The 22,904-nt window shown below is 67.8% G+C and carries 16 protein-coding genes, 3 rRNA genes and 1 pseudogene; 6 read left to right on the forward strand and 14 right to left on the reverse strand.

Annotated features, from left to right (window positions below):
• Positions 1 to 90: 90 nt before the first annotated feature.
• The 5 genes and pseudogenes from BGK67_RS38780 to BGK67_RS09620 form a co-directional block, all read right to left on the reverse strand.
• Positions 91 to 1,401 (reverse strand): annotated as a pseudogene (locus tag BGK67_RS38780) (hypothetical protein); the annotation flags it as partial.
• Positions 1,402 to 1,710: 309 nt separating this feature from the next.
• Positions 1,711 to 1,827: ribosomal RNA gene (rrf, locus tag BGK67_RS09600) — 5S ribosomal RNA — on the reverse strand.
• 106 nt (positions 1,828 to 1,933) lie between these two features.
• Positions 1,934 to 5,056: ribosomal RNA gene (locus BGK67_RS09605) — 23S ribosomal RNA — on the reverse strand.
• 283 nt (positions 5,057 to 5,339) lie between these two features.
• Positions 5,340 to 6,864, reverse strand: a 16S ribosomal RNA gene (locus BGK67_RS09610).
• The 16S, 23S and 5S rRNA genes sit together here, the layout of an rRNA operon.
• Before the next feature lie 557 nt (positions 6,865 to 7,421).
• Positions 7,422 to 8,063, reverse strand: a complete 642-nt coding sequence (locus BGK67_RS09620) for a DNA-3-methyladenine glycosylase (RefSeq protein ID WP_069919683.1) — start codon at positions 8,061 to 8,063, stop codon at positions 7,422 to 7,424.
• Positions 8,064 to 8,160: 97 nt separating this feature from the next.
• On the opposite strand from BGK67_RS09620, the gene BGK67_RS09625 reads away from it, so the two are divergent.
• The 3 genes from BGK67_RS09625 (at position 8,161) to BGK67_RS09635 (ending at position 10,193) form a co-directional block, all read left to right on the forward strand.
• Positions 8,161 to 8,943: a sporulation protein gene (locus tag BGK67_RS09625; protein ID WP_069919684.1), complete on the forward strand. Its 783-nt coding sequence runs from the start codon at positions 8,161 to 8,163 to the stop codon at positions 8,941 to 8,943.
• 39 nt (positions 8,944 to 8,982) lie between these two features.
• Entirely contained in the window at positions 8,983 to 9,516 is a 534-nt protein-coding gene (locus tag BGK67_RS09630) for a YbhB/YbcL family Raf kinase inhibitor-like protein (RefSeq protein ID WP_069919685.1), read from the forward strand.
• Between the two features lie 149 nt (positions 9,517 to 9,665).
• A complete protein-coding gene (locus tag BGK67_RS09635; protein WP_069919686.1) occupies positions 9,666 to 10,193 on the forward strand; it encodes an HNH endonuclease in 528 nt (175 codons plus the stop codon).
• Positions 10,194 to 10,229: 36 nt separating this feature from the next.
• Here the strand turns inward: BGK67_RS09635 and BGK67_RS09640 are convergent, their stop codons facing one another.
• The 5 genes from BGK67_RS09640 to BGK67_RS09660 all read right to left on the reverse strand — a co-directional run bounded on the left by BGK67_RS09640 (position 10,230) and on the right by BGK67_RS09660 (position 14,483).
• On the reverse strand, positions 10,230 to 11,000 hold the full coding sequence (locus BGK67_RS09640; protein ID WP_069923742.1) for a sulfite exporter TauE/SafE family protein: 771 nt from the start codon (positions 10,998 to 11,000) through the stop codon (positions 10,230 to 10,232).
• 173 nt (positions 11,001 to 11,173) lie between these two features.
• Positions 11,174 to 12,088: an IS982 family transposase gene (locus BGK67_RS09645; protein ID WP_069918714.1), complete on the reverse strand. Its 915-nt coding sequence runs from the start codon at positions 12,086 to 12,088 to the stop codon at positions 11,174 to 11,176.
• A 54-nt stretch (positions 12,089 to 12,142) separates the two neighbouring features.
• A complete protein-coding gene (locus BGK67_RS09650; protein WP_069919687.1) occupies positions 12,143 to 13,120 on the reverse strand; it encodes an SPFH domain-containing protein in 978 nt (325 codons plus the stop codon).
• An 84-nt stretch (positions 13,121 to 13,204) separates the two neighbouring features.
• Entirely contained in the window at positions 13,205 to 13,633 is a 429-nt protein-coding gene (locus BGK67_RS09655; RefSeq protein WP_069919688.1) for an NfeD family protein, read from the reverse strand.
• A gap of 55 nt (positions 13,634 to 13,688) precedes the next feature.
• Positions 13,689 to 14,483, reverse strand: coding sequence for an ABC transporter ATP-binding protein (locus tag BGK67_RS09660; RefSeq protein ID WP_069919689.1), 795 nt, complete (start codon positions 14,481 to 14,483; stop codon positions 13,689 to 13,691).
• A 134-nt stretch (positions 14,484 to 14,617) separates the two neighbouring features.
• Here BGK67_RS09660 and BGK67_RS09665 point away from each other — a divergent pair, with 134 nt between their 5' ends.
• Positions 14,618 to 15,406, forward strand: a complete 789-nt coding sequence (locus tag BGK67_RS09665) for a hypothetical protein (protein ID WP_079154106.1) — start codon at positions 14,618 to 14,620, stop codon at positions 15,404 to 15,406.
• Between the two features lie 344 nt (positions 15,407 to 15,750).
• Here BGK67_RS09665 and BGK67_RS09670 read toward each other — a convergent pair whose 3' ends face one another.
• The 3 genes from BGK67_RS09670 to BGK67_RS09680 form a co-directional block, all read right to left on the reverse strand.
• Positions 15,751 to 15,996, reverse strand: a complete 246-nt coding sequence (locus BGK67_RS09670; RefSeq protein WP_069923744.1) for a chaplin — start codon at positions 15,994 to 15,996, stop codon at positions 15,751 to 15,753.
• 149 nt (positions 15,997 to 16,145) lie between these two features.
• Positions 16,146 to 16,802: a response regulator gene (locus tag BGK67_RS09675; RefSeq protein ID WP_069919690.1), complete on the reverse strand. Its 657-nt coding sequence runs from the start codon at positions 16,800 to 16,802 to the stop codon at positions 16,146 to 16,148.
• On the reverse strand, positions 16,795 to 17,940 hold the full coding sequence (locus BGK67_RS09680; RefSeq protein WP_069919691.1) for a GAF domain-containing sensor histidine kinase: 1,146 nt from the start codon (positions 17,938 to 17,940) through the stop codon (positions 16,795 to 16,797). Before BGK67_RS09680 ends, BGK67_RS09675 begins: the two co-directional genes overlap by 8 nt.
• 1,201 nt (positions 17,941 to 19,141) lie before the next feature.
• Here BGK67_RS09680 and BGK67_RS09685 point away from each other — a divergent pair.
• The gene (locus BGK67_RS09685) at positions 19,142 to 19,843 is read left to right on the forward strand and encodes a transglycosylase SLT domain-containing protein (RefSeq protein WP_069919692.1); all 702 of its coding nucleotides are present in this window, start codon (positions 19,142 to 19,144) and stop codon (positions 19,841 to 19,843) included.
• A gap of 101 nt (positions 19,844 to 19,944) precedes the next feature.
• Here BGK67_RS09685 and BGK67_RS09690 read toward each other — a convergent pair whose 3' ends face one another.
• Positions 19,945 to 22,461, reverse strand: coding sequence for an ABC transporter ATP-binding protein/permease (locus tag BGK67_RS09690; RefSeq protein WP_079154107.1), 2,517 nt, complete (start codon positions 22,459 to 22,461; stop codon positions 19,945 to 19,947).
• A 219-nt stretch (positions 22,462 to 22,680) separates the two neighbouring features.
• Here BGK67_RS09690 and BGK67_RS38785 point away from each other — a divergent pair, with 219 nt between their 5' ends.
• Positions 22,681 to 22,821 (forward strand): hypothetical protein, encoded by a 141-nt coding sequence (locus BGK67_RS38785; protein ID WP_167739560.1) that lies wholly within the window; start codon positions 22,681 to 22,683, stop codon positions 22,819 to 22,821.
• Positions 22,822 to 22,904 lie beyond the last annotated feature (83 nt).

Genomic DNA, 22,904 nt, shown 5'->3' on the forward strand with positions numbered 1-22,904 from the left:
GGTGACGTCCTCGTCGATCGGGAGCCGCTTGACCGGGTCGCGGTCCCCGCGGTAGTCGCGGTCGCCGCCGCGGTCATCGCGGCCACGGTAGCCACCACGGTCACCACCGCGATCGTCACGGCCACCACGGAACCCGCCACGGTCGCCACCCCGGTCGTCACGGCGGGGGTAGGACGGACGGTCGCCCCGGTCGTCGCGGCGGAAACCGCCACCGGCCGGCCGGTCGCCACCACGGTCGTCACGGCGCGGGAAGGACGGACGGTCCCCACCACGGTCGTCACGGCCACCACGGAACCCACCACGGTCGTCATCACGACGCGGGTAGCTCGGACGTCCACCACGGTCGTCATCGCGACGGGGGTAACTGGGACGCTCGCCCCGGTCGTCACGGCGGAAACCGCCACCCGCGGGCCGGTCGCCACCACGGTCATCGCGACGCGGGTAGGACGGACGGTCCCCACCACGGTCGTCACGGCCACCACGGAACCCACCACGGTCGTCATCACGACGCGGGTAGCTCGGACGGTCGCCCCGGTCGTCACGGCGGAAACCGCCACCGGCCGGACGGTCGCCACCGCGGTCGTCACGGCGCGGGTAGGACGGACGGTCCCCACCACGGTCGTCACGGCCACCACGGAACCCACCACGGTCGTCATCACGACGCGGGTACGACGGACGGTCACCCCGGTCATCGCGGCGGAAACCGCCACCGGCCGGCCGGTCACCGCGGTCATCGCGGCGGAAACCGCCACCCGCGGGACGGTCCCCACGGTCGTCGCGGCGGAAGCCCCCACCGGCCGGCCGGTCGCCACCACGGTCATCGCGACGCGGGGAGGACGGACGGTCCCCACCGCGGTCGTCACGGCCACCACGGAACCCACCACGGTCGTCATCACGACGCGGGTACGACGGACGGTCACCCCGGTCATCGCGGCGGAAACCGCCACCGGCCGGCCGGTCACCGCGGTCATCGCGGCGCGGGAAGGACGGACGGTCGCCACCGCGGTCGTCACGACGGAAGCCGCCGCCACCACCGGAGGGGCGGTCACCGCGGTCATCGCGGCGGAAGCCGCCGCCCGCGGGACGGTCGCCACCACGGTCATCGCGGCGCGGGAAGCTGGGACGGTCGTTGTCGCGACGGAAACCGCCGCCACCGCCGCCGGAAGGACGGTCCCCGCGGTCGTCGCGGCGGAAGCCGCCACCCGCGGGACGGTCCCCACCACGGTCATCGCGACGCGGGAAGGACGGACGGTCCCCACCACGGTCGTCACGGCCACCACGGAACCCACCACGGTCGTCATCACGACGCGGGTACGACGGACGGTCGCCACCGCGGTCGTCACGACGGAAGCCGCCGCCACCACCGCCGGCGGGACGACCGCCACGGTCGTCGCGCCGGAAGCCACCGCCACCGCTGCCGCTGCCGGCCGGTCGGCCACCACGGTCGTCACGACGGAACGGGGGACGGTCGCCACCACGGTCGTCACGGCCCCCGCGGTAGCCGCCCCTGTCACCGCCGTCGTTGCGCCGAGGCTCGCGCTCCGGACGATCGTCGGGAGAGTTGGACATGGGTGTGACTCCTGTCTTCGGGGTACCGCTAGTCATTCTCGCGCAACCAACCCATGGCCGCGCTTCGGCGTAAAGAGGTGAAAAACAAAAAGGACCTTTGGTCCAGCGTTGAACGCTGGACCAAAGGTCCTTTGAAAGATTGTTCGGCGGCGTCCTACTCTCCCACAGGGTCCCCCCTGCAGTACCATCGGCGCTGAAAGGCTTAGCTTCCGGGTTCGGAATGTAACCGGGCGTTTCCCTAACGCTATGACCACCGAAACCCTATCGGTTTCGAGCGAACAAGCACACTTTGTAATTATGTTCTAGCTCTAGAAACCAGCAACTGTTCGTTGCTTCAGAACTAACACAGTGGACGCGAGCAACTGAGGACAAGCCCTCGGCCTATTAGTACCAGTCAGCTTCACCCGTTACCGGGCTTCCACATCTGGCCTATCAACCCAGTCGTCTACTGGGAGCCTTACCCTCTCAAGGAGGTGGGAATACTCATCTCGAAGCAGGCTTCCCGCTTAGATGCTTTCAGCGGTTATCCCTCCCGAACGTAGCCAACCAGCCATGCCCTTGGCAGGACAACTGGCACACCAGAGGTTCGTCCGTCCCGGTCCTCTCGTACTAGGGACAGCCCTTCTCAATATTCCTACGCGCACAGCGGATAGGGACCGAACTGTCTCACGACGTTCTAAACCCAGCTCGCGTACCGCTTTAATGGGCGAACAGCCCAACCCTTGGGACCGACTCCAGCCCCAGGATGCGACGAGCCGACATCGAGGTGCCAAACCATCCCGTCGATATGGACTCTTGGGGAAGATCAGCCTGTTATCCCCGGGGTACCTTTTATCCGTTGAGCGACGGCGCTTCCACAAGCCACCGCCGGATCACTAGTCCCGACTTTCGTCCCTGCTCGACCCGTCGGTCTCACAGTCAAGCTCCCTTGTGCACTTACACTCAACACCTGATTGCCAACCAGGCTGAGGGAACCTTTGGGCGCCTCCGTTACCCTTTGGGAGGCAACCGCCCCAGTTAAACTACCCATCAGACACTGTCCCTGATCCGGATCACGGACCGAGGTTAGACATCCAGCACGACCAGAGTGGTATTTCAACGACGACTCCACAACCACTGGCGTGGCCGCTTCAAAGTCTCCCACCTATCCTACACAAGCCGAACCGAACACCAATATCAAACTGTAGTAAAGGTCCCGGGGTCTTTCCGTCCTGCTGCGCGAAACGAGCATCTTTACTCGTAGTGCAATTTCACCGGGCCTATGGTTGAGACAGTCGAGAAGTCGTTACGCCATTCGTGCAGGTCGGAACTTACCCGACAAGGAATTTCGCTACCTTAGGATGGTTATAGTTACCACCGCCGTTTACTGGCGCTTAAGTTCTCAGCTTCGCACGCCCGAAAGCGCACTAACCGGTCCCCTTAACGTTCCAGCACCGGGCAGGCGTCAGTCCGTATACATCGCCTTACGGCTTCGCACGGACCTGTGTTTTTAGTAAACAGTCGCTTCTCGCTGGTCTCTGCGGCCACCCCCAGCTCACGGAGTAAATCCGATCACCAGTGATGGCCCCCCTTCTCCCGAAGTTACGGGGGCATTTTGCCGAGTTCCTTAACCATAGTTCACCCGAACGCCTCGGTATTCTCTACCTGACCACCTGAGTCGGTTTAGGGTACGGGCCGCCATGAAACTCGCTAGAGGCTTTTCTCGACAGCATAGGATCATCCACTTCACCACAATCGGCTCGGCATCAGGTCTCAGCCTTAATGAGGGACGGATTTGCCTACCCCTCGGCCTACACCCTTACCCCGGGACAACCACCGCCCGGGCTGGACTACCTTCCTGCGTCACCCCATCGCTTACCTACTACAAGTCTGGTTCGTCGGCTCCACCACTTTCCTTTCCCCGAAGGGTCCGGAACGGCTTCACGGACTTAGCATCGCCTGATTCGATATTGGGCGTTTCAAAGCGGGTACCGGAATATCAACCGGTTGTCCATCGACTACGCCTGTCGGCCTCGCCTTAGGTCCCGACTTACCCTGGGCAGATCAGCTTGACCCAGGAACCCTTAGTCAATCGGCGCACACGTTTCTCACGTGTGTATCGCTACTCATGCCTGCATTCTCACTCGTGAACCGTCCACAACTAGCTTCCGCTGCTGCTTCACCCGGCACACGACGCTCCCCTACCCATCACAGCGGGCGTTGGCCCTATTGCTGCAATGACACGACTTCGGCGGTACGCTTGAGCCCCGCTACATTGTCGGCGCGGAATCACTTGACCAGTGAGCTATTACGCACTCTTTCAAGGGTGGCTGCTTCTAAGCCAACCTCCTGGTTGTCTCTGCGACTCCACATCCTTTCCCACTTAGCGTACGCTTGGGGGCCTTAGTCGATGCTCTGGGCTGTTTCCCTCTCGACCATGGAGCTTATCCCCCACAGTCTCACTGCCGTGCTCTCACTTACCGGCATTCGGAGTTTGGCTAAGGTCAGTAACCCGGTAGGGCCCATCGCCTATCCAGTGCTCTACCTCCGGCAAGAAACACACGACGCTGCACCTAAATGCATTTCGGGGAGAACCAGCTATCACGGAGTTTGATTGGCCTTTCACCCCTAACCACAGGTCATCCCCCAGGTTTTCAACCCTGGTGGGTTCGGTCCTCCACGAAGTCTTACCTCCGCTTCAACCTGCCCATGGCTAGATCACTCCGCTTCGGGTCTAGAGCGTGCAACTCAATCGCCCTATTCGGACTCGCTTTCGCTACGGCTTCCCCACACGGGTTAACCTCGCTACACACCGCTAACTCGCAGGCTCATTCTTCAAAAGGCACGCAGTCACGACCCATTGGGTAAACCCAATGAGCGACGCTCCCACGGCTTGTAGGCACACGGTTTCAGGTACTATTTCACTCCGCTCCCGCGGTACTTTTCACCATTCCCTCACGGTACTATCCGCTATCGGTCACCAGGGAATATTTAGGCTTAGCGGGTGGTCCCGCCAGATTCACACGGGATTTCTCGGGCCCCGTGCTACTTGGGAGATGAGCAAGCAAGCCGCTGATGTTTCGTCTACGGGGGTCTTACCCTCTACGCCGGACCTTTCGCATGTCCTTCGACTACATCAACGGTTTCTGACTCGCCGACCGGCCGGCAGACCGATCAAGCTCATTCCCACAACCCCGCATGCGCAACCCCTGCCGGGTATCACACGCATACGGTTTGGCCTCATCCGGTTTCGCTCGCCACTACTCCCGGAATCACGGTTGTTTTCTCTTCCTGAGGGTACTGAGATGTTTCACTTCCCCTCGTTCCCTCCACATGCCCTATGTGTTCAGGCATGGGTGACAGCCCATGACGACTGCCGGGTTTCCCCATTCGGACACCCCCGGATCAAAGCTCAGTTGGCAGCTCCCCGGGGCCTATCGCGGCCTCTCACGTCCTTCATCGGTTCCTGGTGCCAAGGCATCCACCGTGCGCCCTTAAAAACTTGGCCACAGATGCTCGCGTCCACTGTGTAGTTCTCAAACAACGACCAGCCACCCATCACCCTGTACTCAAAGAGCACAAGTTCACTGGGGCCGGCACTGAAGACATGACCTTACGGCCGTACCTTCAGGACCCAACAACGTGCCAAGCACCCTCGACCATCCGTCTTCTCTTTCCACGCCGAAGCAGTACTCGAGAACCATCAGATCCGAAGGTGCCAACTAATCAACGTTCCACCCATGAGCTGACCGTGCAGAACATTTGTCTGCAATCGGTACTGTGCTCCTTAGAAAGGAGGTGATCCAGCCGCACCTTCCGGTACGGCTACCTTGTTACGACTTCGTCCCAATCGCCAGTCCCACCTTCGACAGCTCCCTCCCTTACGGGTTGGGCCACCGGCTTCGGGTGTTACCGACTTTCGTGACGTGACGGGCGGTGTGTACAAGGCCCGGGAACGTATTCACCGCAGCAATGCTGATCTGCGATTACTAGCAACTCCGACTTCATGGGGTCGAGTTGCAGACCCCAATCCGAACTGAGACCGGCTTTTTGAGATTCGCTCCACCTCACGGTATCGCAGCTCATTGTACCGGCCATTGTAGCACGTGTGCAGCCCAAGACATAAGGGGCATGATGACTTGACGTCGTCCCCACCTTCCTCCGAGTTGACCCCGGCGGTCTCCTGTGAGTCCCCATCACCCCGAAGGGCATGCTGGCAACACAGGACAAGGGTTGCGCTCGTTGCGGGACTTAACCCAACATCTCACGACACGAGCTGACGACAGCCATGCACCACCTGTATACCGACCACAAGGGGGGCACTATCTCTAATGCTTTCCGGTATATGTCAAGCCTTGGTAAGGTTCTTCGCGTTGCGTCGAATTAAGCCACATGCTCCGCTGCTTGTGCGGGCCCCCGTCAATTCCTTTGAGTTTTAGCCTTGCGGCCGTACTCCCCAGGCGGGGAACTTAATGCGTTAGCTGCGGCACCGACGACGTGGAATGTCGCCAACACCTAGTTCCCAACGTTTACGGCGTGGACTACCAGGGTATCTAATCCTGTTCGCTCCCCACGCTTTCGCTCCTCAGCGTCAGTAATGGCCCAGAGATCCGCCTTCGCCACCGGTGTTCCTCCTGATATCTGCGCATTTCACCGCTACACCAGGAATTCCGATCTCCCCTACCACACTCTAGCTAGCCCGTATCGAATGCAGACCCGAGGTTAAGCCTCGGGCTTTCACATCCGACGTGACAAGCCGCCTACGAGCTCTTTACGCCCAATAATTCCGGACAACGCTTGCGCCCTACGTATTACCGCGGCTGCTGGCACGTAGTTAGCCGGCGCTTCTTCTGCAGGTACCGTCACTTTCGCTTCTTCCCTGCTGAAAGAGGTTTACAACCCGAAGGCCGTCATCCCTCACGCGGCGTCGCTGCATCAGGCTTTCGCCCATTGTGCAATATTCCCCACTGCTGCCTCCCGTAGGAGTCTGGGCCGTGTCTCAGTCCCAGTGTGGCCGGTCGCCCTCTCAGGCCGGCTACCCGTCGTCGCCTTGGTGGGCCATTACCCCACCAACAAGCTGATAGGCCGCGGGCTCATCCTTCACCGCCGGAGCTTTCAACCCCCGCCCATGCAGGCAGGAGTGGTATCCGGTATTAGACCCCGTTTCCAGGGCTTGTCCCAGAGTGAAGGGCAGATTGCCCACGTGTTACTCACCCGTTCGCCACTAATCCACCCCGAAGGGCTTCATCGTTCGACTTGCATGTGTTAAGCACGCCGCCAGCGTTCGTCCTGAGCCAGGATCAAACTCTCCATGAATGTTTACCCGTAATCGGGTGCACACATCACGTAGAGCGGGACGATCATGTCGGAATAAGACCGACCGTCCACTGCGTCCTCGCTGTGTAATCGCCTGCAAGCACTCCACGAGGGAGCCCCACAGGTCTTTTTCAAAGGAACCTCATCCACCGAAATGGACGGGGTATCAACTTTTGGCGTTGATTTTTGGCACGCTGTTGAGTTCTCAAGGAACGGACGCTTCCTTCGTACTCACCCTCTCGGGCTTTCCTCCGGGCTGTCGTTCTGTTTCCTGCTGTTCTTGCGTTTCCAACTCTACCAGATCATTTCCTTCGCCGTTTCCGACTCGGATTTGAATTCGGTGACCGCTGGAGGGTCTGTGCCTTTCGGCGCTCCGCCACGTTAGCGCTTATCCCTTGCCATTCATAATCGAGTGGTCGGCGGAGAAATTCGGGCATGCCGAAGAAGACCCCGCCAGGGGTAAGTCGTAGGTAGTGGGTTGGCCGCTCCGAGGGTCTGCCGATGGCAGTGCCCCGTTCAAGCGGCTCGGACTACGTTAGGCGTCCGGCAGAGCCGAGTCAAGTTGAACGGCGGCGTGGCGCATGGGCTCGGTACGGACTCACCGTCGGGTCGTGGGTGATCCAGAAGCGGTACGGATGGTCCGCGCCGGCGCCGCCCACTCCCGTGCGCGGACCGCTGCTCACCAGGTCGGGCGAGGTGGCGGTGCCCGCGAGGAGGGACAGCGGGGAATCGGGGCCGTCGCAGAGGTCGGCGCCGTCGAGGGAGCGGTCCACGTCCAGGGCGGTGGCGAGCCGGGCCGGGCCTTTGGCCAGTTCCTTCGGGTATCTGGCCGAAAGTCGACGTTTGGAGGCCAGGTCCGCGCCCACCGTGATCTCCCCCGCGCGCAGCAGTACTCCGCTCGCGTGGCCGGGCGGGCCGCACACCAGGTTGAGGCTGAACCACATGCCGTAGATGAAGTAGACGTACGCGTGTCCGGGCGGCCCGAACATCGATGCGTTCCGGGCCGTGCGGCCTCGGTAGGCGTGGGAGCCCGGGTCGGACTCGCCCTCGTACGCCTCCACCTCCGTGATGCGCAGCTCGATGGGGCCGTCCGGGCCGCGCCGGACCAGGGTCCGGCCCAGGAGGTCCGGGGCCACCGTGAGGACCGGGCGGTCGAAGAAGGACCGGGCAAGGGGCGTACGGTCGGGGCGCGCGCTCATCCGGACGAGCGTAGTCGAACGCGTACCGCTGCAACCGGGGCCTATGGTTCCGCGTTGGTAAGGGGTAGTCGCACAAGCCTTCAAGGGGAGTCAGAGCATGGGGTTCAAGAAGCTGTTCGCGAGTCTGGGTGCCGGTGGTGCCTCGGTGGACACGATCATCACCGAGCCGAACGTCGCACCGGGCGGGATCGTCCAGGGCGAGGTCCGGATCCAGGGCGGATCCGTGGAGCAGCAGATCGAGGGGCTGTCCGTCGGGCTGCAGGCGCGCGTCGAGGTCGAGGGCGGCGACCAGGAGTACAAGCAGGACGTCGTCTTCACCAAGCAGCGGCTCGGCGGTGCGTTCCAGGTGCAGGCCGGCGCGGTGCACGTGGTGCCGTTCGGGCTGGAGATCCCCTGGGAGACGCCGATCACCCACTTCGGTGGTCAGCACCTGCACGGGATGAACATCGGGGTGAGCACCGAGCTGGAGATCGCGCGTGCGGTCGACGCGGGCGACCTCGACCCGATCAACGTGCACCCGGTGCAGGCGCAGCAGGCGATCCTCGACGCCTTCCGTCAGCTGGGCTTCACCTTCCGCAGTGCGGACATGGAGCGCGGGCACATCCGCGGGACGCGGCAGACGCTGCCCTTCTACCAGGAGATCGAGTTCCTGCCGCCGTCGCAGTACCGGGGGCTGAACCAGGTCGAGCTGACCTTCGTCACGGACGGCCGGGAGATGGACGTCGTCCTGGAGATGGACAAGAAGCCGGGCCTGTTCAGCGAGGGCAGTGACACCTACCGCTGCTTCCAGGTGGGGCTGCAGTCGTATCAGGAGACGGACTGGGCGGCTTACCTGAACCAGTGGATCGCGTCGGTCGGTTCGCAGCGCAACTGGTTCTAGGCTCGGCCCCGTACGCGTATCCGAGCAGGAGGTACAGCAGTGACCGAGCAGAGCAGGGCGCCCCTTCCGCACGACTTCCACCCCGAGGTGCACGCCTTCACGGTGACCAGTGCGGATCTCGCGCCGGGTGCCGATCTGGGCGGCGCCCAGGTGCTCGACGGCGGGAACGTCTCGCCGCAGCTGCGGTGGGAGGGGTTCCCGGAGGGGACGAAGAGCTTCGCGGTGACGTGCTTCGACCCGGACGCGCCCACGGGCAGCGGGTTCTGGCACTGGGTGCTCTTCGATCTGCCGGTCTCGGTCACCGAGCTGCCGGCCGGGGCGGGCGGCGGGAAGTTCGAGGGGCTGCCGGCCGGGGCCGTGCACGTACGGAACGACTACGGGACCAAGGACTTCGGCGGGGCGGCTCCGCCGGCCGGCGAGCGGCACCGGTACGTGTTCACCGTGTACGCGGTGGACCAGGAGAAGCTGGGTCCCGACAGCGACGCCTCTCCGGCCGTGGTCGGGTTCAATCTGCGCTTCCACACCCTCGGGCGCGCCCAGCTGATCGGTGAGTACGAGGCGCCTGCCGGCTGACAGTTCCCCGAGCGTTTGCCCGGTCCTGGTCTAAAGACGACCCGGACCGGGCATTTTTATTGCGTTGTCCCGCGTGGCGCCCGCGGCCAGAGTGGTTGCGGGCCCTGCCGCAAGGGTGGTCGCGGGCCTGCACACGGGAGGTGGGCGAGATGCGGGACACGCTGGTGCTGAATGCGAGCTTCGAGCCGCTGTCGACGGTGACGCTGAACCGGGCTGTGGTTCTGGTGCTCCAGGACAAGGCCGTGGTCGAACAGTCGCATCCTGAGCTGCGCGTGCGCGCCGCCACCATGGAGCTTCCGATGCCCCGTGTGATCAGACTGTGCCGGTACGTGCGGGTGCCCTTCCGAAGACATGCTCCCTGGTCGCGGAGGGGGGTGTTGGTCCGGGACCAGCACCGGTGCGCGTACTGCGGGAGGCGCGCGACGACCGTGGACCACGTGCTGCCGAGGGCGCAGGGCGGTGGGGACACCTGGCTGAACACGGTGGCGTCGTGCGCCGAGGACAACCACCGCAAGGCGGCGCGGACGCCGGAGGAGGCGGGGATGCCGCTGCTGCGCGAGCCCTTCGTGCCGTCCCCGGCGGACGCGATGCTGCTGGCCCTCGGGGTGGCGGGGCGGGAGGCCCTGCCGGAGTGGCTGGAGCGTTCCGGTTCCGCGTGCGCCACGTCTGCCGCGTAGTCGGGCCCGCTGGGCGACGTACCTCTGCTACGTCGCTCAGCGGAGCAGGAGCTGGAGGATGGCGATGACGCCGACCGCCACGATGACGCCGCGCAGTACGGTCGGCGAGAGGCGGCGGCCGACCTTGGCGCCGATCTGGCCGCCGATGGCGGAGCCGACGGCGATGAGGAGCACGGCCGTCCAGTCGAAGGTGGCGACGAAGAGGAAGACGACGGCCGCGATGCCGTTCACCATGGCCGCGATGACGTTCTTCACCGCGTTGATCCTCTGCAGGTCCTCGCGGAGCAACAGGCCCATCAGGCCGACGTAGAGCACGCCCTGGGCTGCCCCGAAGTAGCCTCCGTAGGCGCTGGAGAGCAGCATGCCGGAGAGCAGCACGGGGCCGCCGTCGGGGTGTCCGGGGTCTGCTCCCGCCGCGTCCTGGCGGCGGCGCAGGGCGGCGGCGAGCCGGGGCTGGAGGACGACGAGCAGGAGGGCCAGTCCGATGAGGACGGGCACGATCGTGTCGAAGGAGCCGGACGGCAGGGTCAGGAGCAGAACGGCGCCCGCGAGGCCGCCGACGAGGGACACGGCACCGAGCCGGATGATGCGGGCGCGCTGGCCCTGGAGCTCCTTGCGGTAGCCGATGGCTCCGCTGATGGAACCGGGCACCAGGCCGAGGGTGTTGGACACGTTGGCGGTGACCGGCGGCAGGCCGGTGGCGAGCAGCACCGGGAAGGTGATCAGGGTGCCGGAGCCGACGATGGTGTTGATGGTGCCGGCGCCGATGCCGGCGGCGAAGACCGCGAGTGATTCCCAGACGGACATCGAGAGCATGGACATGGACGGGCCGTCCCCTTTGCATGAGGCAGTCGCCTCCCCGCCGTGAAGGTCGAGGGGCCGCACTGATCATGCAGCAAGGGACGGCCCGGGGGGCGCGGGGGCCGGGGCCTGTCCGGCCCCGGCCCCCGGACGGCCGCTAGATGATTGATTCCAAGGCCTTAGTGGTCGTAGGCGGTCAGTGATCGGATGACTGGTCCACCGGTCTTGTGGTTGTGCCATATCGCGGCGGTCAGGGCGAGGAGTCGTTGCAGGACCCGGACGGTGACCCCGGCGGGAGTGCGGCCGCCGTGCCGTTCGAGGTCGAGTTGTCCCTTGAGGGTCTGGTTGACCGACTCGATCAGCTGACGCAGCGGTTTGAACAGCTCGGCTCCGGCCCGTTCGGGCTCACCCTTGCGGGCCGGCCGCAGAAGCCGGACGCCCAGGTCGGCGAGGTCCCTCTCGAAGGCGCGGCCGTAGTAGTTCCTGTCCGCCAGCAGTGTCGGTGGTGGCCGGTTGGCGAGCAGGCCCGGTTCGATGTGGAAGATGTCCAGCAGCACTTCGCGTTCGACGGCTTTGGCTCCGGTCAGCGCGAAGGCAATGGGCAGGCCGTGCAGGGTGCAGACCAGGTGCAGGCGCAGCCCCCAGAAGAACCGTGAGTGGCTGGCGCAGTAGCCGTACTCGGCCCATCCGGCCAGGTCGGAGCGTCTCGCGGTCTCCCGGGAGCGTCCGCACTCCACCGGTGTGGAGTCCACGATCCACACGTCATCGGTCCAGAGTGCGGTGTCGGCGGCCAGCTCCCGCAGGACCTGTCTGACCAGGCCCGACGCCCGTCGCAGGCGTTTGTTCCAGCCCGGCTGCTGGGGCAGGTACGGGAAGAGATGCCGCAGGCGGGCGTGGGCGTGGCGCAGCCAGCGTGCCTCGGAGACGAAGCCCAGCAGGGCCTGCATCACCGCGAGGGTGACCAGTTCCGCGTCACTGAGCTTCGGCTCCAGGCCCACCCGCGGCCGCCACGGAGCAAGATGCGGCGAAGCCTTCAAAAGGTCATCGACCCGCACGTACAGTGCAGTTGCGAGGGTGTCTATCTCGGTCGTCACAAACTGAGAGTGGGCACCCTCGCGTCCGTGCAGCTACCCCTTGGAATCAATCATCTAGTCGATGGGGGGCTGTTCCCGGCGGTCGGCGGCGCCCTTGTCGGCCGTGCCGGCGGGGGTCTTGCCGGAGTTCTGCGGGTTGAAGCCGGAACCGCCGCCCATGGGGCCGAAGTTGCCCATGGCGCCCGAGAGGCCCTTGAGTGCGTCTCCGATCTCGCTGGGCACGATCCAGAGCTTGTTGGCGTCGCCTTCGGCGATCTTCGGGAGCATCTGGAGGTACTGGTAGGCGAGGAGCTTCTGGTCGGCGTCGCCCGCGTGGATGGACTCGAAGACCGTGCGGATGGCCTGGGCCTCGCCCTCGGCGCGCAGGGCGGCGGCCTTGGCATCGCCCTCGGCGCGGAGGATGGACGACTGCTTCTCGCCTTCGGCGCGCAGGATCTCGGACTGCCGGACGCCTTCGGCCTGGAGGATGGCGGCGCGCTTGTCGCGGTCGGCGCGCATCTGCTTCTCCATCGAGTCCTGGATGGAGGTCGGCGGCTCGATGGCCTTGAGCTCGACGCGGTTGACGCGGATGCCCCACTTGCCGGTGGCTTCGTCGAGGACGCCGCGCAGGGCCGCGTTGATCTCCTCGCGGGAGGTGAGGGTCCGCTCCAGGTCCATGCCGCCGATGATGTTGCGCAGGGTGGTGACGGTGAGCTGCTCGATCGCCTGGATGTAGCTGGCCACTTCGTACGTGGCGGCGCGGGCGTCGGTCACCTGGTAGTAGATGACGGTGTCGATGTTGACGACCAGGTTGTCCTGGGTGATCACCGGCTGCGGCGGGAACGGGACGACCTGTTCGCGCAGGTCGATCCGGTTGCGGATCGAGTCGATGAACGGGACGACTATGTTGAGGCCCGCGTTGAGGGTGCGGGTGTAGCGGCCGAACCGCTCGACGATGGCGGCGCTGGCCTGCGGGATCACCTGGATCGTCTTGACCAGTGCGATGAAGACCAGAACCACCAGAATGATCAGGACGATGATGATCGGTTGCATGCGGTTCCCCGTGCCCTTCCGGCTGTCTGTGCTGCCCCGTTGAGCGGAGTCTCGCAGACCCGGGGGCCGCGAGCAGGCTGCTTGTCACATCACGACGGCGGTCGCCCCGTCGATCTCCACGACGTCGACCGACTGGCCGGGTTCGAAGCTGGTGTCGGCGTCGAGGGAGCGCGCGGACCAGATCTCGCCGGCGAGCTTGATGCGGCCGCCGCTGCCGTCGACGCGTTCGAGGACGACGGCGCTGCGGCCCTTCAACGCGTCGATGCCGCTGCGGTGTTGGGGCCGCTGGTCGCGGTGCCGGTTGGCGATCGGCCGTACGACGGCGATCAGCGCGACCGACACGGCCACGAAGACGAGGACTTGTGCCACCACTCCCCCGCCGAGAGCCGCCGTGACGGCTGCCGCCACCGCCCCGGCGGCGAACATGCCGAACTCCGGCATGGCGGTGAGGACGAGGGGGATGCCCAGTCCGACCGCGCCGATGAGCCACCACACCCATGCGTCGATGTCCACATGGTCATGGTAGGTCGGGTGGGCGCGGTCGGGACAGGGTGCGTGGGCGGCGGTCCTAGCGGAGCGGAAGGCCCTGCGCGGTCCAGCGGTCGTTTCCGTTGCGCTCGACGACCAGCGGGAGGCCGAAGCAGATCGAGAGGTTGCGGGAGGTGAGTTCGAGGTCGATCGGGCCGGCGGTGACGACCTTGCCCTGACGGATCATCAGGACGTGGGTGAAGCCGGGGGCGATCTCCTCGACGTGGTGCGTGACCATGACCATGGAGGGCGCGAGCGGGTCGCGGGCGAGCCGGCCGAGCCGGCGTACGAGGTCCTCGCGACCGCCGAGGTCCAGGCCGGCGGCGGGCTCGTCGAGGAGCAGCAGCTCGGGGTCCGTCATCAGGGCGCGGGCGATCAGCGTGCGCTTGCGCTCGCCCTCGGAGAGGGTGCCGAACTTCCGGTCGAGGTAGTCCGTCATGCCGAGGCGGTCGAGGAAGGCGCGGGCGCGCTGCTCGTCGACGTCCTCGTACTCCTCCTGCCACGTCGCCGTCATGCCGTAGGCGGCGGTGAGGACGGTCTGCAGGACGGTCTGCCGCTTGGGCAGCTTGTCGGCCATGGCGATGCCGGCGATGCCGATGCGCGGGCGCAGCTCGAAGACGTCCACCTTGCCGAGGGTGCTGCCGAGGATGGAGGCGGCGCCCGTGGTGGGGAAGAGGTAGCTGGAGGCGAGGTTCAGCAGCGTGGTCTTGCCGGCGCCGTTGGGGCCGAGGATCACCCAGCGCTCCCCCTCCTTCACCGACCAGGAGACCTGGTCCACCAGAGCCCGGCCCTCGCGGACCACGGATACGTCCACCAGTTCCAGAACATCGCTCATGAGCGCGTTGTCTCCCCTTGCAGTGTCGGTTCGTCTGTGCGCCTGCAGGCGCAGCCCCAGGGGAAAACCTACGCCACTCGGGGAGGAGTGCGGGGCCGGGGCCGGGCCGGGGGGCGGGTCCGTAGAGTTGGGGGATGCTTTTCGAACCGCGTTCAGGGCGGCTGGCCGCCTGGGGGAACGCTCTGCTGGCCGGTCTGGTTTCGCCCGATGAGGCCGTGTTGTCGATCGTGGGCGAGGACGCCGTGCACCGGGTGGCCGGGCTGCCGGGGGAATCGGGTCCCGTGGGGCTCACGCTGGCGCTGGGACGGCTGCGGGCGCTGGGGGTGAGCGGGCTGCGGGTGGCGCTGCCGGCGCCGGGGCATCCGCTGGGGCTGAGCGGTCCGGCGGAGTTCAACGCGCGGGCGCTGGACGCGGAGGAGGCGGTGGTGTGCGTGGGCGCTGCGCTGGGCCTGGTGCCGGAGGTGGCCGAGGCCGGGCCCGCGGGTGACGTGCACGTCTCGGTGACCTGGCACTGCCTGCCGGTACGGGAGGCCCCGCCGGCGGACGTGCCGTCGCTCGGCGAGGCGGAGCGGGAGCTGGCGGAGGCGCTGCGCGAGGCGACCGTGGCGCTGACCCGGCTGGACGTGGCGGGGTCGGGGCCGGTGGCGGACGCCGCGGTGTCGGCGTACCGGGCGCGGGCGGAGGGATCCGGGCAGGAGATGCTGGCGCCGGGGTATCCGCAGCGGGCGGTACGGGTGCTGGCGCTGGCGCAGCGGGTGGACCTGCTGGTGACGCTGGCGTACGAGAAGGGGCACGGCGGAGCGGTGGCCGCCTCGGAGATGGCGGCGCGGGCCGAGGCCTTGCGGCCGGTGGAGCGGGTGGCTCGGCGGGCGCTGGTCGCGGCGTACAACGCGGCGGTGGAGGACCGGGAGCGGGAGGTCTAGGTCGCCTGCGGGTCGGGCTGCGCCCGGGCTCGGCGGGTCTCGCGGTTGGGCTGCGGCCGGGCTGGGTGGGCGGGGCGGGCTGGGCTGCGCCCGGGCTCGGCGGGTTTGGGCTGGCCGGGCCGGGTGGGCGGGGCGGGCTGGGCTGCGCCCGGGCTCGGCGGGTTTGGGCTGGCCGGGCCGGGTGGGCGGGGCGGGGGGGGCTGCGCCCGGGCTCCTGGGGCTCCGCCCCAGACCCCGCGCCTCAAACGCCGGCGGGGCTGGATTCGGCCGCACCCCGGCGGACGGGGGTGTGGCGCGGCCCCGCGTCCCGGGGAGAGAGGGGGAAGCGGGGCCGGTGGAGGGGGTCAGGCGTTGACGGCCGCGTTGCCAAAGGCGCCGTTGAGCAGGCCGATCACGGTGACGGCGTTGCCGACCGCGTTCACGGGGACGTGGACCGGGACCTGGAGCAGGTTCCCGGAGGCCACGCCGGGCGAGTGCTGGGCCTCGCCCTCCGCCGACGCACCGCCGTGCGCCGAGGAGACACCCGCGCCGGCGGCGACGAGGCCGCCCGCGATCATGGTGACGGCTGCGGCCTTCTTGATGTTCTTCACGTTCTCGTCCTCCAGTACGTCGGCCGCGACCAGCCGCCGCGGCACGCCATGGAGAACGGCCACCCGGCGCCCGGGATACGCCATGTGGGCTACATACACCCGACCGTATGAATCTCAGTCCGGGAGCGAGACAATCCGATATTCGCCGGTCATTCGGCGAGTCCGTGCCTGACCGCCCACAACGCGGCCTGGGTCCGGTCCGAGAGGTCCAGTTTCATGAGGATGTTCGAGACGTGCGTCTTGACCGTCTTCTCGGACAGGACGAGCGCCCGGGCGATCTCCCGGTTGGAGCGGCCGTCCGCGACCAGGCCCAGCACCTCGCGCTCGCGGTCGGTCAGCGACCCCTGGCGGCCCGTGGAGGCGCCCTGGTCCTCCTGGGCGAGCAGGACCTGCGCCACCTCCGGCTGGAGGAGGACGTGTCCGGCGTGGACGGAGCGGATGGCTCCGGCCAGGGCGTCGGGGTCGATGTCCTTGTAGACGTACCCCGCGGCGCCCGCGCGCAGGGCGGGCACCGCGGTCCGCTGCTCCGTGAAGCTGGTCACGATCAGCACCCGCGCCGGGTTCCCCAGCCCGCGCAGCCTCCGCAGCGCCTCGATGCCGTCGGTGCCCGGCATCTTGATGTCCATCAGGATCACGTCGGGCCGCAGCTCCTCGGCGCGGGCGATGCCCTCCTCGCCGTCGGAGGCCTCGCCGACCACGTCGATGTCCTCCTGGACCTCGAGGAAGGTGCGCAGCCCCCGCCGGACCACCTGGTGGTCGTCGACCAGCAGTACGCGGATTCCGCTTCGCCCTGCGCTGTCAGCCACCGGGGACCTCCATCTCGATCGTGGTGCCCTTGCCGGGCTCCGAGTGCACTTCGAGCCGGCCGCCGACGCCGCTCGCCCGGTCCCGCATGGAGACGAGGCCCAGGTGGCGGCCCGCGCGGCGCACGGTGCGGGGGTCGAAGCCCTTGCCGGAGTCGACGACCTTGAGGACCGCGCCCCCGGCGGGACTCCGGGTCAGGCTCACGTCGACGCGGTCGGCGAGCGAGTGGCGCAGGGCGTTGTGGAGGGCTTCCTGGGCGACCCGCAGGAGCGCTTCCTCCTGGGTCGCGGGCAGCGCCCGTACCCCGTCGCAGGTGAAGGTGACGTGCGCGGTGTGGGCGCGGTCGAGCACCTGGACCTGGGTGCGCAGGGTGGCGATCAGGCCGTCCTCGTCCAGAGCGGCCGGGCGCAGCTCGGTGACGGCGGCGCGCAGTTCGTCGGCGGCCTCGGCCGCGAGGGCGGCCACCTGCTGGAGCTCGTCCTTGGCGCGGGCCGGGTCGCGGTCCACGAGGGCGGCGGCGGCCTGGGCGGTGAGGCGCAGCGAGAAGAGCTTCTGGCTGACGGCGTCGTGCAGCTCGTGGGCGAGCCGGGAGCGCTCTTCGGCGATGGTGAGCTCGCGGCTGCGCTCGTAGAGCCGGGCGTTGGTGAGGGCGATCGCCGCGTGCTGGGCGAGGAGGGAGAGGAGTTCCTCGTCCTCGTCGGTGAAGCCGGGCTTCGTGCCCGGGGCGCCGCGCTTGTTCGCGAGGAAGAGGCAGCCGAGGGTCTCCTCGCCGTCCCGCACGGGCAGGCCGAGGAAGTCGGACATGTCGGGGTGGGCGGCCGGCCAGCCCTCGAAGCGCGGGTCCTCGCGTACGTCGGCCAGCCGCTGGGGGCCGTCCTGGTGGAGCATCGCGGCGAGGATGCCGTGCTGGCGGGGCAGCGGGCCGATCCTGCGCCACTGTTCGGCGCTGATGCCGTCCACGACGAACTGGGCGAAGCCGCCGTGGTCGTCCGGGACGCCCAGGGCCGCGTACTCGGCGTCCAGGAGCTCGCGGGCGGACACGACGATCGTGCGCAGGACGTCGCGGACCTCGAGGCGGCGGCTCATGGCGAGCAGCGCTGTGCTGACGGCTGCCAGGCCGCTGCGGGGTCCGGTCTGCATGCGCTCACCGTACTCGGGGGTGTGACCTGCGGGATCGGGCCGCGGTCGTAGGTCCGACGGACCGGTACGGGTGGGGCCGGCGGCCGACGCGGGGGCGGGGGCCGACCGCGGTGACGCGCTCGGGGCCGGCAGTGCCGGCCCGGCGGGGGCCGGTGGGGGTGGCGGGGCGGGGGCGGAGCACGGCGGCACGGGCGGAGGCGGGATGGATGGTGCGGGCCGTGGCGCCGGCGGGGTGTGAGGTGAGGGGGCGGGTTGGGGGCCGGGGCGGCGGTACCGGAAGAGGAGCCGCATATAAGGGACATTCCGCCGGGGCTTATGGACCGGGTACCGGCCGAGCAGCGCGGGCCGGGGCGGGGCCTGGATTCCGTACGGCTAATGGTCTTGCGGGGGACCGAGGAGGTGCCCCTGCTCACCTTCCGGGCCGGCGGGGCTGCTGCGGGCCGGGGACGTGCTGCTGTGAAAGCCTCGGCCGCCGTGAGACGGCAGGCTGGGCCGCAGGGCGTGGTCGCACTTCGCGACCCGGGGCCGGTGACGGCAGGTGGGCGGACCCCTGCGAGCCGGGACAAGACCCGGCCCGCACGCCGGAGGGCCGACCGGGGCCGGGGTGGAGCCGCCGGGCGGGTGCGCCCTCGTCCTGGTAGGGCCGCCGGCCGCGGGGCGGATCGGCTGTGGTGGGCGCGGCCCGTACGGCGAGAGGGGCCCGCGGGCACGGCCGGGCTGCTGAACGCGGCGCGGGTGGCCGGGCCCGAGGCGTGGCATCTGCTGATGCCGGAGGCGGTCGCGGGGCGTGTCGCGGTACGGCTGGGGTATGCGAGGCGGTGGCCCGGCTCTGCCTCAGGCACGAGTACGGCGGCGCCCCCCTGCTACTCAGGGATGAGGCCCGTCACTGAACGCGTTGCGCCAGCAACTCATGGTGAGACTGTTACGTGCCCGATGTGAGCCCGCGCATAGGACCCACATCACTTACGAAGCTCCCTAGTGGACAGGTAAAGACCCTGTCAGCACGGGCGTGCCTAGCGCCGGGGCCCGAAAACGGGCCTCGGCGCCCGCCCCTGATCCACTAAGCGGGATCGTACGTCACACCTTTGCCACAGGATTTTGCCGCCGCTAAGAATTGCTCCCGTCGCACAGCGCCGCGGATCCACCCGGATCCCAGCGACGCCTTCCTGCGGCTCCCGCGATTCGAAGAGGTTGCCCCGCCATGTCTGCTTCCAGCACTCCCGGTCACAGTCGTCTGACGAAGGCACACAAGCTGTCCTTTGCCGGTGTCGCCACGCTCGGCGCCGCCGCCCTCGCCTTCTCCCTCGTCCCGGCCGGTGCCGCGGAGGGCGATACGATCCCCGCCGCCCCCGTCGCCTGGACCCAGGTCGTCGACGGCGCCCAGACGAAGGCCGTGCAGCAGCACCTCTCCGCCCAGCTGGTCGTCGCCGACAAGGCCGCGAAGGACGCCGCGGCCAAGGCAAAGGCCGACGCCGCGGCCAAGGCCAAGGCCAAGGCAAAGGCCGACGCCGAGGCCGCCGCCAAGAAGGCGCGCGAGCAGAAGGAGGCCGCGAGCCGGTCCGCCGCCCGCACCCCCGTCTTCGCGAACAACCTGGACGGCTGGATCAAGGAAGCCCTCTTCATCATGAAGAAGGAAAACATTCCGGGCTCCTACGCCGGCATCCACCGCAACATCATGCGTGAGTCCAGCGGTAACCCGATGGCGATCAACAACTGGGACATCAACGCCCAGAACGGCATCCCCAGCAAGGGTCTGCTCCAGGTCATCTACCCGACCTTCAAGGCGTACCACGTCAAGGGCACCAAGTTCGACCAGTACGACCCGGTCGCCAACATCGTCGCCGCCTGCAACTACGCGGCCGACCGCTACGGCTCGATGGACAACGTCAACAGCGCCTACTAGGACGCCGACGGCACCACCGTCCCCCCATGCGCCTGAGGGCGGCCCCCGGAGTACCGGGTGCCGCCCTCAGGCGTTTCGCCGCGCGTGCGCGGGCCGGCGGACTACTTGCCGGCGCGCATGACCTCGGGCTCGTGGCGGCGCAGCAGATGCTGCACCGCGAAGCCGCAGGCGATGCCGATGAGCAACAGGATGGTGATGTTCAGGCTCCACTGGCCGACCGTGGCGTCCCAGAGCGGGTCGGTGTTGGTCGGGTTGTCGCGGTCCCACGGCGGCATGAGCTGGCCGAGGTTCAGCGTGGTGCCGGCGGCGGCGACGGCCCAGCGGGACGGCATCAGCCAGGCGAACTGCTCCAGGCCCGGCGAGTCGTAGACCTGGAAGAGGATGCCGGTGAAGACGACCTGGACGATCGCGAACATGACCAGCAGCGGCATGGTCTTCTCGGCGGTCTTCACCAGCGAGGAGATCACCAGGCCGAACATCATCGAGGTGAAGCCGAGTGCGATGACCGACACGCAGAGCTCGACGGCCGGCGGCATCAGCAGGCCCTCGAGGGGCAGGTCGCGCGGGGCGAAGCCGATCCCGCAGATGATCACGCCCTGGATGGCCGTGATGAAGCCGAGGACGATCACCTTCGACATGAGGTACGCCGACCGGGACAGGCCCGTCGCCCGCTCACGCTCGTAGATCACGCGTTCCTTGATCAGCTCGCGGACCGAGTTCGCGGCGCCGGAGAAGCACATGCCGACCGCGAGGATCAGCATGATCGTGCCCGCGTCGCCGTTGAACTGGGACGGCGGCGTGGGCGGCGCGAGGCCGAAGGTCGCGGGGATGACCGTGGAGACCACGCCCAGGACGGCGGGCAGGATCAGCATCAGGCCCATGAAGCCCTTGTCCGACGCGATCACCGACACGTAGCGGCGGATCAGCGTCCACAGCTGCGAGCCCCAGCCCTGCGGCTTCGTGGGGCGCATCTGCTGGGCCGGCGGCATGGCGACCGACTGCGGGGCGACGGCGTCGAGGTCGGCGGCGTACAGCTGGTAGTGCTGGGAGCCCTTCCAGCGGCCCGCCCAGTCGTATTCGCGGTAGTTCTCGAAGGACGAGAAGACGTCCGCCCAGGTGCTGTAGCCGAAGAAGTTCAGCGCCTCGTCCGGCGGGCCGAAGTACGCGACCGAACCGCCCGGGGCCATGACCAGCAGCTTGTCGCAGAGCGACAGCTCGGCGACGGAGTGCGTGACGACGAGGACGGTGCGGCCGTCGTCGGCGAGGCCGCGCAGCAGCTGCATGACGTCGCGGTCCATGCCCGGGTCGAGGCCGGAGGTCGGCTCGTCGAGGAAGATCAGCGACGGCTTGGTGAGCAGCTCCAGGGCCACGGACACGCGCTTGCGCTGACCACCCGAGAGCGAGGTGATCTTCTTGTCCTTGTGGATGTCGAGCTTGAGCTCGCGCAGCACCTCGTTGATGCGGGCCGCGCGCTCGGACTCGGCGGTGTCGCCGGGGAAGCGCAGCTTGGCCGCGTACTTCAGAGCGGTGCTGACCTTCAGCTCCTTGTGCAGGATGTCGTCCTGCGGGACCAGGCCGATGCGCTGGCGGAGCTCCGCGAACTGCTTGTACAGGTTGCGGTTGTCGTAGAGGACGTCGCCCTGGTCGGCGGGCCGGTAGCCGGTCAGCGCCTTGAGCAGGGTCGACTTGCCGGAGCCGGACGGGCCGATGACGCCGATCAGCGACTTCTCCGGGACGCCGAAGGTGACGTCCTTGAGGATCTGCTTGCCGCCGTCGACGGTGACCGTGAGGTGGCGGGCCGAGAAGGAGACCTCGCCGGTGTCGACGAGCTCCTCGAGGCGGTCACCGACGATCCGGAACGTCGAGTGGCCGACGCCGACGATGTCGTTCGGGCCGAGCATGGCGCTGCCGGACTTGGCCAGCAGCTGACCGTTGACGTAGGTGCCGTTGTGGCTGCCGAGGTCGTGGATCTCGAAGCGGCCGCCGGGCATGGAGCGGAATTCGGCGTGGTGGCGGGAGACCTGGAGGTCGGAGACCACCAGCTCGTTCTCCAGCGCACGGCCGATGCGCATGACGTGGCCCAGCGAGAGCTGGTGGAACGTCGTCGGGCTGCGGTCGCCCCCCTGGTGGGGAGCGGCCCCCTGCGCCGGGCGGGCCACGGCCGGGCCGCCGCCCTGCTGGTGCGGGACCTGCGGCTGCTGTTCCCAGGCCTGCTGCTGGGGCTGCTGCTGCGGTGCCTGGTACGCCGGAGCCTGCTGCTGGGCGTAAGCCTGGGCCGGGGCCTGTTGGGCCGGGGCCTGTTGGGCCACGACCGGTTGGGGCGCGGCGGCCGCGACGGGATTCAGCCGCGGTCCGTCGGTGGCGTTGCCCAGGTGGACCGGCGTGCCCGGCACGAGCTCGGCCTGCTGCACCCGGGCGCCGTGCACATAGGTGCCGTTGGTGCTGCCGTGGTCCTCGATGCCCCAACCACGGCCGTTCCAGCTGATGGTGGCGTGTCGCCACGACACCCGGGCATCGTCGATCACCACGTCTCCCTGGGGGTCGCGCCCCAGCGAGTACGACCTGGACGGATCGAGCGTCCAGGTCCTTCCATTCAATTCCAGTACGAGTTCCGGCACTCCAGCCCCACTTAAGTCCCCCGAGAATCCCCCATGACGTCAGGGAGTCTAGGTATGGCGAACATCCGGGGGAACTATTTCAGGCCTGCGGCCACATGTGGAATCGGGGCCTTGCCGAGGCGTCTGCGTCTGCCCGTTGAGGGGGGTGAAAGCCACCCGGAGGGTGAGATACGGGACTTCTCGCCCGGCGGTCCCGCGCCGCGCACCGGGGGGCCGCCCATGCGCCGCATCCGTCGGGGAGACGTCCTGGCGTCCGGCACCGCCGCCGCGGGCTGGGCGCTGGCCGCGGGTGCCGCGGGGGCGGCTCTCGGGCTGTACCGGCGGGCGCCGATGCCGCAGGCGGCTCGCCGGGTGCGATGACCGCGGCGGTGGTGGTCCTGGCGGTGGGCGGAACCGTTACCCCCTCGGGTGCCGTGTCGGTGTTCGGGGCGGGCGGTGCGGCT

The sequence above is a fragment of the Streptomyces subrutilus genome (assembly GCF_001746425.1).
In the GTDB taxonomy this organism is placed as follows: domain Bacteria; phylum Actinomycetota; class Actinomycetes; order Streptomycetales; family Streptomycetaceae; genus Streptomyces; species Streptomyces subrutilus_A.

What these genes read in the sequence shown, in the direction of transcription:
- BGK67_RS09620 (WP_069919683.1), bottom strand. Translation starts at nt 8,063, where the DNA reads ATGAGCGCGCGCCCCGACCGTACGCCCCTTGCCCGGTCCTTCTTCGAC.
- BGK67_RS09625 (WP_069919684.1), top strand. Translation starts at nt 8,161, where the DNA reads ATGGGGTTCAAGAAGCTGTTCGCGAGTCTGGGTGCCGGTGGTGCCTCG.
- BGK67_RS09635 (WP_069919686.1), top strand. Translation starts at nt 9,666, where the DNA reads ATGCGGGACACGCTGGTGCTGAATGCGAGCTTCGAGCCGCTGTCGACG.
- BGK67_RS09640 (WP_069923742.1), bottom strand. Translation starts at nt 11,000, where the DNA reads ATGTCCGTCTGGGAATCACTCGCGGTCTTCGCCGCCGGCATCGGCGCC.
- BGK67_RS09650 (WP_069919687.1), bottom strand. Translation starts at nt 13,120, where the DNA reads ATGCAACCGATCATCATCGTCCTGATCATTCTGGTGGTTCTGGTCTTC.
- BGK67_RS09660 (WP_069919689.1), bottom strand. Translation starts at nt 14,483, where the DNA reads ATGAGCGATGTTCTGGAACTGGTGGACGTATCCGTGGTCCGCGAGGGC.
- BGK67_RS09665 (WP_079154106.1), top strand. Translation starts at nt 14,618, where the DNA reads ATGCTTTTCGAACCGCGTTCAGGGCGGCTGGCCGCCTGGGGGAACGCT.
- BGK67_RS09680 (WP_069919691.1), bottom strand. Translation starts at nt 17,940, where the DNA reads ATGCAGACCGGACCCCGCAGCGGCCTGGCAGCCGTCAGCACAGCGCTG.
- BGK67_RS09685 (WP_069919692.1), top strand. Translation starts at nt 19,142, where the DNA reads ATGTCTGCTTCCAGCACTCCCGGTCACAGTCGTCTGACGAAGGCACAC.
- BGK67_RS38785 (WP_167739560.1), top strand. Translation starts at nt 22,681, where the DNA reads ATGCGCCGCATCCGTCGGGGAGACGTCCTGGCGTCCGGCACCGCCGCC.